Below are 13,109 nucleotides of genomic sequence, written 5' to 3'. Positions count from 1 at the left end.
AATCACCCAATAGGTTTAATTGTTCGTCTCTTCCTCTTTTTTCTCTTCGTTAGATGAAGCAACCTCGGAATATACCTTTACTTGGTCCTTAAACAAATCTATTAATGTTTTTGCTTCATTTACATCTTCAATTCCCCATGTGTCCATTAAGTACTTACCAATCTCTTTTTGGGAATTGGTTAGAATACGTTTTTGTTTTTCTTTCAGTTTTTTAATTTGTTCTTCGATATCGCTTATTTTGTCTTTTGTATTTTGTTTTGGCATTTTAACACTCCTTTTGGATAGTTTACTATATTATAGCATTTGAACCAAAACATGGGAAGTGATATAATAATCCCGAAAACGAAGTTCAGGGCGCACTTATATACCATTACCATAGTATGGTGCGATGTCTCCTTATCTGAAGAAACCATTTTCGTGAGGCGTCTGAAAAATTCGCTTTGCTCATGTCATTAAAATAAGTTGAGGTGACTATAACTATGGCAATCTATCATTTCTCTAATCAGATTATTTCAAGAAAAAAACAACAAAGCACCATTGCGGCTGCAGCCTATCGTTCTGGTGAAAGATTGATAGACGAAAGAACGAATGAAGAAAAGTTTTATAAAAGAAAAGTGAAACCGATTACTCATATCCTTGCGCCTAGTCATGCACCTGAATGGGTTTATGATCGTCAACAATTATGGAATGAAGTGGAGAAAAAAGAAAAACAATGGAACGCTCAACTCGCTCGTGAAATTAATGTAGCCTTACCAAAAGAATTATCCCACGCCGAACAAGAGCAATTAGCCATTGAATTTTGTACGGAAATTTTTGTTACCGATGGAATGGTTGCCGATTTGTCCGTCCATCGAGATGATGAAGAAAACCCTCACTTTCATGTGATGTTAACGATTCGCCCCTTTAATGAAGATGGTTCATGGGGAAATAAACAAATGAAAGTGAAAGAATTGATTGACGGAAAACTACAAGTTAAAGCTTTACATATAACAGATTGGAATACGAAAGAAAAACTGATTTATTGGAGAGAACAGTGGGCTCATTATGCCAATCGTTTTCTAGAGAAAAATGGGTTTTCTGAAAGAATCACTCATTTATCAAATAAAGGTCGAGGGATTGAAACACTGCCAACGATTCATGAAGGTTTTGTTGCAAGGCAGATGCAAAGCGAAGGTAAAGAATCCGATAGGATTAAAATGAATACTAACAGAAAAGAGTACAACAAAACGGTCATTGAACTTGCAGAAGCGAAGAAAGAAAAACAGATAAAAGAAAGAACTGACAAGTATGTTCGTCGCTTTACTCCTTTAGAGAAAAAGCAATTACTTGAATCAGCAAAACTGTTACGGATGTTTGTCAACTATGAAAATATTAATACTCGAAGATTACAATTAGGAAAATGGCAATCCCGACTTGAGTTCCATCAGGATTCCATTGATAAATATAAAAAAATAAGCCGGATAGAAAAAGAAACAGAACTATTAAATCAGACAAAAGAAATCTTAAAAATTGAAGCAAATAGATTCTTAGATAAATATTATCCGGATTTAACTAAAGAAGAACTATCCACAGATCAAAAAATTGAAGTTGTTGAAACCACTGTTTCTCAAAATAAATTGTTGAGCACCAATGATATCAAAAAAGTACTTAGTGAATTTGAGAAAAAGCATATTGAAAAAGATCTGCATGTTTTATTGAATAATAGACCAAAGTTCGTTTTATCTTTCCAGCAAGAAATACAAAATGCAGAGAACCAATTTGAACATTTACGAGTTAAAAATGGAATTAACTTTGCTGATCCATCTACCGTTAAAAATGTAACTGACAAAGAATTAAACCAAATGCAGTTTTTATTAAAACAAAAAGATATTATGAACAAATCGTTAAACTTAATAGATCAACTTTATGATCATCAACTAAAAGAAATGTATCCGAATTGGGATGGACGAAATTATTTAACTGTTGAACAGAAGGAATTCTTTGTAATGGCAAAAGAGTATTATGGAAAAAACATAATCCCAGAAGATTTCTCAAACCCGCCAAGAAAGTATTCAAAAGAAGAACAAAAAGAAATTATTTTCGCTTTGTATTGTATTAATTGCAATAACATGGATTCAAAAAATAAGGATCAATATAATGATCTTTTACGTCATAAATTTCCTGAATTTCAAATTGATAATCAATCATATAAACAAATGTTTTATCACGAGTGCATGCGGTATGCAGATGAAATCGGTCCAGATAAATTGAATCAACTTTACAATGCGTATAATATCCAATCAGTTGGAGACGTGGAAGAATTTCATTTAGGAGCAAATAATTCATTTACACCACATTCTTATCATGATTCAGGTTTTGTTCTTTCTAATGGTTCAGATTTCTTATCAATTCTTGAAAGTGCTATACGTGAAGCAGATCGTAAGTGGAGGGAAGATGAATTCGAACAGCAGTACAAAAACAAAAAGAAGAAAAGACGAAATGGAATGGAACGCTAAGACAGGGATTTAGTGAATGGAAAGAACAAACTAAGCTTAATCAATTCAATAACTCAGAAAAGAATAAAAATAAAAAAATATATGATCTCAACTATTTAAATACAGAAATATGTATACATATTTCATGCAAAACTCAAACGAATAATATGCCAATAGAAAGAAATGGAATAATTTGATGTGTGTTTGAAAAATGGAGTAGTTTGCAGACTGAAATCAACTGTTACAGAAAAATTTAAACAAGTTACAATCGATAATAATATCAGGAGAGATATCAGCTAAGAATGCAATTCAGGAGGTAGTATTAGGGAAGACAACTTTTTTAAAACTGGTTAGGGAATGTGAAGAAAACCTTTCTGATCAGAAAACACTTATATTAAAAAATGTTATAAAAGAGGGATTATATTATAGCTGTGATTTTCAAGTGAATGTTAGTTATATTAAAATCTACATTTGATTACTTTAGAAAACCAATCTAAAGTAATCAGTCTTTGAAAAAAACAGGAGTTTCTCTGTCTATTATCTAATTTTATAAAGTGACAGATATATATAGGATATGATATGCTTTCGTTTCTACATAATATCAAATAATAAAAAGAAGAGGTGCTTGAATAATGAATAAGGCAGAATTAGTAAATGCTGTCGCAACACAATCAGAACTAACAAAGAAAGATGCCACAAAAGCTGTTGATGTGTTGTTTGAAACCATCTCTCATACTCTTGCGAAGGAAGAGAAAATCCAGTTAATCGGTTTTGGAACATTTGAAGTGCGCGAACGTGCAGCTCGAACAGGTCGTAACCCACAAACAGGGGAAGAAATTCAAATTTCTGCTTCTAAAATTCCAGCTTTTAAAGCAGGCAAGGAATTAAAGGAAGCTGTTAAATAAGTTCGTTTCTTTTTTTTGTTAAAGAAAAGGTTCTAGGGATTATTCCTTAGAGCCTTTTTCTGTGTAAAATAGTACAATTTTACGAATGTTTATATTTTATTATGCAGGGTTATAAGCAGAAATATCGTTAAGCTAAAAATATGGTCGGTAGAGCTAGAAATGCGATGGATCAAGCTAGCAGTCAAGGGCGTATTCGGAACCAGCCTTTAGCGCGCCGTCAGATAAGACAGAGTAAAATAGGTGTCCTTGATAAAGACCAGTTAGCAGAAAGATAACAAAACATCAAAGCTACGAAAGATGGTCTTAAGAAGACCGTTACGGGCGCAGTAGTTTTTGATAATTTAAATTTGAGCCACTTTTATATATTTTGATCACATTAAAAATGAGCCACATGATTTCCAATTCTATTAACCTCTCTTATGATAGGAAGTGACCAAACTAACTTCATATGAGAGGACGAAAAGGATGATCGAAATGGCTCAATTTCATAATATCAAATTTTTAAAAGAGGTTGAAGGTTTATCGCAAAGGCAAATTGCGACAAAACTTGGGATTTCAAGAAACACTGTAAGTAAATATCTTAAAGAAGATACAGCTCCAACAACCGTCCATCGAAAAAAAGTATATGGGACTAAAGAGTATTCACCAGAGACGAAACGAGTTATTCCCATTATTGATCAATGGCTAGAAGATGACATGAAAAGCTGGAAAAAACAAAAGCACACAGCTATCAAAATTTTTAATAGGTTACAAGATGAATATGATTTTGAAGCCTCTGCCTACAACATTCGTAAAATCGTAGCCAAACGCAGGCAACAAATTCAGGAAGTATATATACCACTTGATTTTCAACTCGGCCACCAATTCCAATTCGACTGGGGAGAGGCGGATATCATTCTACAGGGTCGAACACAACGCATTAACCTCTTCTGCGTTCAACTTTCCGCAAGTCGTATGCGGTTTGTGCGAGCATATCTTCATGCAAAACAAGAAGCATTCCTGGATGGCTTCGTTCATGTGTTTGAGTTCTTAGGAGGAGTTCCAACAGAAGGTCTACTTGATAATCTAAAAACTGCGGTACTAAAAATCCTACAAGGCAGAGATCGTCTAGAACAAGAGGCCTTTATTGGACTCCAGGCTCATTATGTGTTTAAAGCTGAATATTGTAATCCAGCAAGTGGCAACGAAAAAGGTCGTGTCGAAGGCACAGTTGGATATGTAAGACGGAATGCTTTGGTGCCTCGCCCTGAGGATCAATCTATGAATGAACTAAACGAGTATCTCCAAGAGTGGTGTTTAAAGGAAGCTGGAAGGACTCACGTCCCTAATAAATCAGAGACTGTCCTTGAAATGTGGGAGAAAGAAAAAGAGTATCTTCATCCTCTTCCTACAATCAGGTTTGAAGCTTGTAAGCTTCTATCGTGCAAAGTTAATAAAACTTCCCTTATTACAGTGGAAACAAATCGTTATTCTGTACCCTGCAGCTATGACAATTGTAGAGCGCCTTTCGTATTCATTTAACCATCTCCAAGTTACTTACTTTCTATTACTTTAGCAACATCCTCCAGTTGATCTACCATCCATTGGAGATAATTTTTCCCTTTTGGCTCAGTCTCGGTTACCTTTACAATTGGTATACTGTTGGAATTTGCAAGTTTAACGATATTATCTACCACCGGAGTTGAATTTTGAGTATTATGGACAAGTAATTTAACTTTCCTTCCATTTAAATCATTTTGCAATGCTGCGATATCCGATGGAGCTGGATCAGTACCCTCGTCAATTGCTCTAGCAAACTTAGAATCATTAATCTTTAAATTTAAAGCTTGAGCCATGTAGTCAAAGATTGGTTCAGAAACACTTATATTAGTTGCAGATTCTTGCTTCAGTTTTTGAACTTTCTCTTTTAATGGATCAAGCGATTTTATATAAGTTTGGGCTCTTTTATTAAAAGCTTCCTTTTGGGTTGGATCTAGTTTGGATAAATTATCCGCCATTTTGGTTGCTAATTTAGGCATGGTTGTTGGATCATACCAAACATGTTCATTATCTCCTTCTTTTTTCCCCATAAGGTCCTCAGCTACTTTGATGACTGATTTTGAATTAGAAGAAGATGAAGATTTGATCACCTTATCCATCCACTCATCATATCCAGCTCCATTAAAAATGATAACTTGTGCATCATTAACTAACTTAGAGGTTTCAGCAGTAGGCTCATAATCATGTGGATCAGCGTTAGGGTTATCCAATATAGACATAACTTCTACACGATTTCCGCCTACAGCTTTTGCTACTTCCCCGTAAAAATTCTCAGCAGCCACGATTTTGATTTTATTATCGGAATAAGCTGGTGCCGAAGTTGTTTTTTTTGTAGTATCAGCACAACCTGACAGAAGTAAAAGGGAAGCAGAACATCCTACAGCTAAAATTGAATACCATTTTTTTCGCATGATTTTGTTTTCCATTTTAAGATTTCTCCTCTATTTTAAATATTTATTCCATAATTAAATTGATTAAGATACAAAAGACTTTGTACTGATTTTATCTAAAGACCCTTTTGTCCGTATTCGCTCACGGTAGTTCCTCCAACCTAGTGCAGCAAAATAAAAAATTGCTTGTATAGCGGTAATAAAGAAACTAACTGGTAGATTCGTATAATATCCAATCACTAGTCCCAACCATAACCCGATAACAGCAAGAAGAACAGAAGATAGAATCATTCGAGACACTTTTTGACTCAAATGACGAGCTGTTGCAGCGGGCGTGGTCATCAGGGTGAATACAAGAAGGGCACCTACAATTTGTACAGCACCAACCACTGCAATAGAGAGAATCAGTAAAAATGAAATTGAAATTACACGAACGGGCAAACCTGCAGCCTCAGCACCCAAAGGATCAAAGGAGTCAAAATTTAACATTTTAAACCCTATTAAGAGCAGAACTAATACCACGATGGATAAACCTAAAACCTCCCAAACTTGCTGGGTACTGATACTTAACACACTACCAAAGAGGATAGAAAATGCATTTGACGCATTCTTAGTCGATAAGGATAAGAAAAGCAGTCCAAGTCCAAGAAAAATACTTATGATTACATTGATGGATAGATCTCTTCGAAACACTTTAGTACCCAATTGACCAATCGCCAATGCACTAGTGGTGGTAAAAAGCAATAATCCGTTTATAGGGTTCCAACCCATATACATAGCGAACGACGCTCCAGCGAATCCGATTTCTGAGAACATGTGGGCAATGAAGGATACACCTCTTGCAATGACATAGACACCAATAACACCGCACATAATTGCAACCATCGTTCCCGCTACAAAAGCATGTTGCATAAAATCATATTGAAACATCATTTACCTCCTATGAAACTTCCGGATGTGGATGGACACAGATAGGTGTTACAGGTTCCATTAGATTAGGAGAGGACATCAGAATCTTTGCACCCGACCTCGTCACTTCAACCGGTACACCATATAGCTTCGTTAATACTTCAGGTTGCATTACATCCTCAACTGTTCCTTTTACATATTTTTCTCGTGTTAAGTACAAAATCTGATGCGCATATTTAGAGATTAAATTCACATCATGACTTACAAATACCACACTGATTCCACGTTCCCGGTTGACTCGTTCTACGACAGCTGCAAGGTTTTCTTGAGCACCCGGATCAAGGTTAGAGGTTGGTTCATCGAGTAATAACACCTTGGGGTCTCGAAGTAGTGCTTGTGCTAAAAACAGTCGTTGTCTCTCGCCACCTGAAAGTTTACTAAGTGGTTTATCAGAATATTTTTCTGAATCTGTCAAATGTAAAGCTTCTTCTACCAGTATACGGTCTTGTTTTGTTAGCCAAGGCCTATATTTATGCGGTAATCCAAAGCTTACAAAATCTCTCCCTTGAATGGGAGTTTCAGGATCAATCTGACGCGATTGAGGAACGTACCCAATCAAAGAAGATCCCACAGACTTAATATTTTTCCCACCTACTTTCACCGTTCCATCCTGTGGTTGAAGCATTCCTAATAACACCCGCAGTAATGTTGTCTTACCAGCTCCATTTGGACCGATAATTCCCATAAATTCTCCAAAGGCCACGTTGAATGTCAAATTTCGAAGAATCCATTCTCCTCCAAGGTGGACATTCACGTTACTAAGTGTAATGGCATCTTTCACTTAATCCATTCCTTTCAAACACTAGATTCAAAGATTACAATAAAAGTTATTCGTAACGATTACGATTTATACTTTAATAATAGTAATGATTACGATTTATGTTGTCAACATTTTCTGAAAAAATCCAATTCAGATGATACCTTTTTTGTTGGTTCACAAAAAAACAGGAATGTATTAAAGTAGACAAGCGTAATAATAAATCGTAATCATTTCGTTTTAAAAGGGGCTATATTATGACGATTTCATCTTCTTTAAAGGACATATTCCTATTTGGTTTATTTTTGATTATTGTGTATCTTTTTTTCTTTGGAAATGATGAAATCCCTCAAATCATAGAAGTTATTTTTCAAGGTGAATGGAAGACTGTATTTGTTGTTTTTCTTGGGATTTTACTCGAAGCACTTCCTTTTATCGTCATTGGTGCATTTATGGCATCGGTGATTCAAATATTTGTATCCGAAGATATCATACAGAGGTTGATCCCCAAAAGGCCAATCCCTGCAATGATTACAGCATTACTTGCATCTGCCATTATTCCTGTGTGTGAATGTGCAATTATCCCGGTAGTCAGAAGATTAATTCAAAAGGGGATGCCAGTGCATGGCTGAATATATTTTAGGAAGAGCAGAGGCAGCTAATAGAGGGTTAACGCCTTTATTCTATAACCATGTAAATCCTTATGGCACCTTTCGTCTTAATATGGAACAACGAATACCTATCAAGTTAAAATTGTCATAATAAACGGCTGTTTTCTCAATGATTTTTTTCTCAGGACTAACATGCTGTTTGTTGAAAAATGGAACTAATAGGTTCAAAAAGAATCGTAAGGGCGAAGCCTATTTGAGTATTCGCCTAACTAAGTGTAATATTTGCTCTTTACTTAGTAATAAAGGTGTGTTCCACATATTCAACTACCGTACCATCTGGTTGTTGTACAATCATGTTGAAGCCTGAAAAGTCTTTCGTAATATCTTGACGTATTACGGCACCATTCTCCAACAGCCAAGTTTTATAAGCGTGAATATCATCTACCAAGAAACAGATAGGGGTATCTCGTACATTTGCCAAAGCTTCATCTGTCCCACTAATAAGCAGAAAGTCTCCTAAAGCAGCAATGTCCAATCCTGTACTCCAATAGTTGAATCTTGTTGCTTTGGTTTGAAACAGTCCTTCGTAAAACTGGACAGCTTTTTCTAGGTCGTTCACATAAATCCTATTTACGATTTTTTTGATTTTCATACCTTTCATCGCCATTTCGCACGTTTATATCTTACAAAAATATTATACAAGAGCAACAATCTATACGAAAACAGCTTAACAAAAAGTGCCAAATTGTGGAGTGCATATTGAAATTACTCAGGTATCTAGTCAATATACCCAGCCCCATAAACGTCCGTTTTCGATACATTTTTGGATACAAAATTGGATATATATGTTAAAATAGAGAAGAGATTTTGAAAAAATGTACTCAAAATTACGAAGCAGATTGAATAAGGAATTGTATTTTAATGGAATAAATTTGAAAAGCTAATTCGGTTAAATGGAGGAGTTAAATTTGAACATTGCTATCGTCTGTTTTGATAATTTTACAGATATTGATGTATTTTTACCTTGGGATTTGTTAAATCGTGTACGTTTGGTTGGTGGTATTAGTGATTGGGATGTCCAACTTCTAGGAACTGATAAAACACATATTTCTATGGCTGGATTAAGAATTCCAATGACAGGGGATATATCTGAGATTCCATCAGCTGATGCTGTTATATTAGCAAGTGGTAAAGGGGTTCAGGATTTATTTGAAAATCAACAGTATTTAAATAAAATAAACTTCAACCCAAAAAGTCAATTGATTGGATCCATGTGTTCTGGAGCTTTAATTTTAGGAGCTAAAGGGTTGTTAAAAGGTCTAAAGGCTACTACTTATCCAACGGTAGTTGAACAACTTAAAAAATTTGATGTAGAAGTTATTGAACAAAGTTTTGTTAATAATGGAAATGTTTCAACCGCTGCTGGTTGCTTAGCTGCTCAGGATCTTTCAGCTTGGATTATTAGAACCCTAGTAAGTGAAGATATGGTAAACACCGTACTAGAAACTGTGAAACCTGTTGGAAAAGGATTGTATTTTAATTAATTGTTCATGAAATATAAAAAAGTTCATTTTTAAATTCTATCTATTTTATGTCTAGCAAGAATTCAATAACAATAATGGGAAAATAAAATTGCTTACTAATAAGACTAAAATATTACAATTAGTAGAATACTCGATATGCCCATATACAATGTAAAGGCACTCAATGGTAATAATATCATCATTGAAATTGGGTATTTCAGTTTCTCTAAAAGGCCTTCTTCTTCCATGTCGTTTCTCTCCTTTGATTTTAAAGATATTGTTTACAATTTTGAAAAAGAGTATTCAACTAGATGGTTGTGGTTAAGGGTCTATCCTTATTGAACTCCCTCAGTTTAATACGATTTTCTCACGAATACTCGCTTATTCGCAGGATTTCATAACCCTTGATATGGATTTAACGATTAAATGAAATGAGTTCAGATCATTATGGCTCCGTGAAGGCATAGTGAAATAAAGGAGTATTATCTAACTCCATATTTTACCATATGATGTACATTCTCCCCGCTGCCCCTGGAGGCTTTCCCTCCCATGTCTCAACGGGTCATTTGCCCTATCATTCCTTCGTCATGCCTATCCAAGGGGTGGAGGCCAGTTATGCTAACGGGATGGGTCAGTGCCCTTTTGTTCAATAAATCTGGTACTCCGTACATATTTGAAATCCTGCGAATAAGCCAACATTCGATAAGTGCAAAGCTAACAATCACTCTTTATTCTTATTCTTATTCTTATTTATTGAAGTATACCCTTTCGGGGAAACTCGTAAGTGTTTCTAAGAATCTATTAATTCTTAAGCTGCTAGGGAAGTTAAAGGTTGTAATTTTTCTGGACAATAGGATTCATTTCGTTTGGCTATTCCTACAAATATCCTAGCTAGTTTACCAACCAATTTCATAATTGATTTCATCTTCTTTATTTTTTTTACCTTAACATTTGAGGTGTGTAAGGCTTTAAACTCAGGGTTATTCATGACAAGGCTCATCGTCGCTAAGTAGAGAAAACGCCGAAGTCTAGATCTTCCACGTTTAGAAATGACAATTTGACCTTTCCACTTTCCCGAACTTGCTTCAGCTAGGTGTAATCCTGCATGACGTAGTAAAGAATTGCCGTGGGCAAAGCCGCTTAAATCTCCAGCTTCACCTAATATACCTGCCAATGAAATCTCACTAATTCCTTTAATGGTAAGCAATTGATTAGCATAAGGAATTTGTTTAAGTACTTCTGTGACTTGTTTTTCAACTCTTTCGAGTTGTGTTGTTGCGAGGTCAAATTCCTCTAGTAATTGTTGTAGATGAAATTTATAAGCATCAAGTGCTTGCTTAGTACCAATCGAACGTTTAGCTAAATGAATAAGTAATTGGGCCTTTTTTAATCCAGGCTGTCTCTTCATCAGTGACTTCCACCCGATAACCACGTTTTGAGGTTGCATTGAACGCAATTCCATCGGGGTAGGAAATAAGCGAAGGGTTGCGATTGCCCCTTTACCTTTCACGTCTTTAAAAACTTGTCGGAGCTCTGGAAAGACAACATCTACCCAACGATTTAATTGGTTGATTGAACTAACAAGACGCTTAACAATCACATCACGGTTAGACATAAGAACTCGAAGTTCTTCAAATGATTCAGAAGTTGGACGAACGATGGAATAGTAACCATTCTTCACCATATCAGCGATAACTAGTGCATCTTTTTTATCGCTTTTTGACTGGGTATTATCTCGATTCTCTTTATTCCTTTTTACATGGTAGGGATTTACTGTTACAACATCAATATTCTGTTCGAAAAGCCATTTTGATAGATTAATCCAGTAATGTCCCATAGGCTCCATGCCGACTATAGTTGTAACTAAGTTATTTGTCCTTTTTAATTTGTTAATCCAGTGCAATAAAATAGTATATCCCTCTTCGCTATTTTCAAATGTGAGAGGATCGCCGACTACAATTCAACGGAAATTCACTGCTCGAGCGACATGAAATTGTTGAGCAATGTCCACACCAACAACGAGGTGTTTATCGGAAATTCTTTCTATTAGTTGATTTTGTTTGTCTTGCATTTTAAACTTCATAGTAGGGGTTCCTCCTAAGGTTTTGAGTTAGAGTGGTGTCTATACTCATATCTTACTGAGGAGCTCCTTTTTTATCAAAGTCAATAATTAACTCTCTACAGGAATGCTAAACTGCCATTATCTACAGTATGAATTTCCACCGTATTCAAAGTAAGTAAAGATACGAAAAATGCTAGTTTTCTATCTTTGTAGAAGCATTATCTACAGTAAGTATTTATAGTTTTCAACGTAAACAAATATAGGACTTTACTTGGAGGGGTGGGTATGATAGGCTTGGCTGCCTGATGAAATAACTGCTTCAGCCTTTCAAGACAAATCGTACCCACAGAGGCTCCAAGTCAAGTTCTTAAACGCTTATCTATGGATACATATAAACAAAGATAAAAGGTGCATCACATCAACATTTTGTTGCTGATACTGTAGATAACTGCTACGTTAATTGAACAAGAATGACCTTATTTTCGCGTGAATATCGTATGCAAAGCTAGTTTACATAAAAAATCTTAACGGAAGTTGAAAAAGGGGTACGGAAACGATTCGAAGGATGAGGGGTCACTATGGGAGTAAATACCATTTAAACAATTCTGATAAATCGGTATTTTCTCAATAGGGTAAGCCTAATTGAAAAAAATAGACTGAACGGTAAAAACCGATCAGTCTATAATAATTATCTTGCTCAATTAAAGCGCCCGATTCTTGAATAAGCTACTGCATATTATGTTCGACAGATGCATTAAGCAAAGCCGATTCCTTTTTTATATAGAACCCACAAACCATCTTCTTGACGTTGGTAATGTCTTTCACTTAATGGAGCAACAAGGTGTATTCTCCAATCGTTGTTAGGTTCTTTTTTTGCTAAGTTTTCTGCGTCTTGCGCTGTCCATAAATCTTCATTTTTAAATTCTGCATCCATTTCGTGTATACTTCTTCACCGTTTTTCGTTACCGCCGCATGACCAAAACCTACTGCAATTAAACTTTGTAATGGTAAATGTGAATACTGGTACCCACAACAAGCGCATCCACCGCTACCGCCTTCGATTGTTGGTAATTTTTCAAAACTCATTTTTATTTCCTCCTTTTACTTCGCCTTTTGGGTCAATTATGCATTACTAAATTATTAAGACACGATGATAACTTAAAAAGACACAATTCCTTGTATGAACTGTAACCTTTAATATGGACAGTTTAATAAAAGAGCCTATGCAGTTAACAGATGACCTCGGTATTGTACGAGGGCACTGAAAAACATTCCTTTTTTTATGATTTATGTGTTATCTAAAAAAAATAGGCAACTTCTTGTATGATTTTTGCAAGAAGTTGCCTATTTCTATTTTCCCTAACTATTTTTTTCTTTTA

The 13,109-nt window shown here is 35.3% G+C and carries 10 protein-coding genes and 2 pseudogenes; 5 read left to right on the top strand and 7 right to left on the bottom strand.

The window, feature by feature from the left end; genetic code table 11:
• Positions 1-15 precede the first annotated feature (15 nt).
• Positions 16-264 carry a hypothetical protein gene (locus KW850_RS27040; RefSeq protein ID WP_218350826.1) on the bottom strand — a complete coding sequence of 83 codons (249 nt, stop codon included), beginning with the start codon at positions 262-264 and terminating at the stop codon, positions 16-18.
• A 215-nt stretch (positions 265-479) separates the two neighbouring features.
• Between KW850_RS27040 and mobQ the strand changes: the two genes are divergently transcribed.
• The 3 genes from mobQ (at position 480) to istA (ending at position 4,900) form a co-directional block, all read left to right on the top strand.
• Positions 480-2,495, top strand: a complete 2,016-nt coding sequence (mobQ, locus tag KW850_RS27035; protein WP_218350825.1) for a MobQ family relaxase — start codon at positions 480-482, stop codon at positions 2,493-2,495.
• A 611-nt stretch (positions 2,496-3,106) separates the two neighbouring features.
• A complete protein-coding gene (locus KW850_RS27030) occupies positions 3,107-3,379 on the top strand; it encodes an HU family DNA-binding protein (protein WP_168244410.1) in 273 nt (90 codons plus the stop codon).
• A gap of 465 nt (positions 3,380-3,844) precedes the next feature.
• Positions 3,845-4,900, top strand: a complete 1,056-nt coding sequence (gene istA, locus KW850_RS27025; protein WP_256358479.1) for an IS21 family transposase — start codon at positions 3,845-3,847, stop codon at positions 4,898-4,900.
• 11 nt (positions 4,901-4,911) lie between these two features.
• On the opposite strand, the gene KW850_RS27020 is transcribed toward istA, so the two are convergent.
• From KW850_RS27020 to KW850_RS27010, 3 genes and pseudogenes are all read right to left on the bottom strand, one after another.
• The gene (locus KW850_RS27020; protein WP_218350824.1) at positions 4,912-5,844 is read right to left on the bottom strand and encodes a metal ABC transporter solute-binding protein, Zn/Mn family; all 933 of its coding nucleotides are present in this window, start codon (positions 5,842-5,844) and stop codon (positions 4,912-4,914) included.
• Between the two features lie 48 nt (positions 5,845-5,892).
• Positions 5,893-6,738, bottom strand: a complete 846-nt coding sequence (locus KW850_RS27015) for a metal ABC transporter permease (protein WP_218350823.1) — start codon at positions 6,736-6,738, stop codon at positions 5,893-5,895.
• Between the two features lie 10 nt (positions 6,739-6,748).
• Positions 6,749-7,453: pseudogene (locus KW850_RS27010) on the bottom strand (metal ABC transporter ATP-binding protein); the annotation flags it as partial.
• 338 nt (positions 7,454-7,791) lie between these two features.
• On the opposite strand from KW850_RS27010, the gene KW850_RS27005 reads away from it, so the two are divergent.
• Positions 7,792-8,166 carry a permease gene (locus KW850_RS27005; RefSeq protein ID WP_218350821.1) on the top strand — a complete coding sequence of 125 codons (375 nt, stop codon included), beginning with the start codon at positions 7,792-7,794 and terminating at the stop codon, positions 8,164-8,166.
• A gap of 268 nt (positions 8,167-8,434) precedes the next feature.
• Here the strand turns inward: KW850_RS27005 and KW850_RS27000 are convergent, their stop codons facing one another.
• Positions 8,435-8,812 carry a VOC family protein gene (locus tag KW850_RS27000; protein ID WP_218350820.1) on the bottom strand — a complete coding sequence of 126 codons (378 nt, stop codon included), beginning with the start codon at positions 8,810-8,812 and terminating at the stop codon, positions 8,435-8,437.
• A gap of 301 nt (positions 8,813-9,113) precedes the next feature.
• Between KW850_RS27000 and KW850_RS26995 the strand changes: the two genes are divergently transcribed.
• Positions 9,114-9,689: a DJ-1/PfpI family protein gene (locus tag KW850_RS26995; RefSeq protein WP_218350819.1), complete on the top strand. Its 576-nt coding sequence runs from the start codon at positions 9,114-9,116 to the stop codon at positions 9,687-9,689.
• A 787-nt stretch (positions 9,690-10,476) separates the two neighbouring features.
• Here the strand turns inward: KW850_RS26995 and KW850_RS26990 are convergent.
• Together KW850_RS26990 and KW850_RS26985 are read right to left on the bottom strand one after the other, a co-directional pair.
• Positions 10,477-11,751, bottom strand: a pseudogene (locus KW850_RS26990) (IS110 family RNA-guided transposase).
• An 855-nt stretch (positions 11,752-12,606) separates the two neighbouring features.
• Positions 12,607-12,816, bottom strand: a complete 210-nt coding sequence (locus KW850_RS26985) for a hypothetical protein (protein ID WP_218350818.1) — start codon at positions 12,814-12,816, stop codon at positions 12,607-12,609.
• Positions 12,817-13,109 lie beyond the last annotated feature (293 nt).

The sequence above is a fragment of the Bacillus sp. sid0103 genome, assembly GCF_019219025.1.
This window is presented reverse-complemented; position numbering and strand designations above follow the sequence as displayed.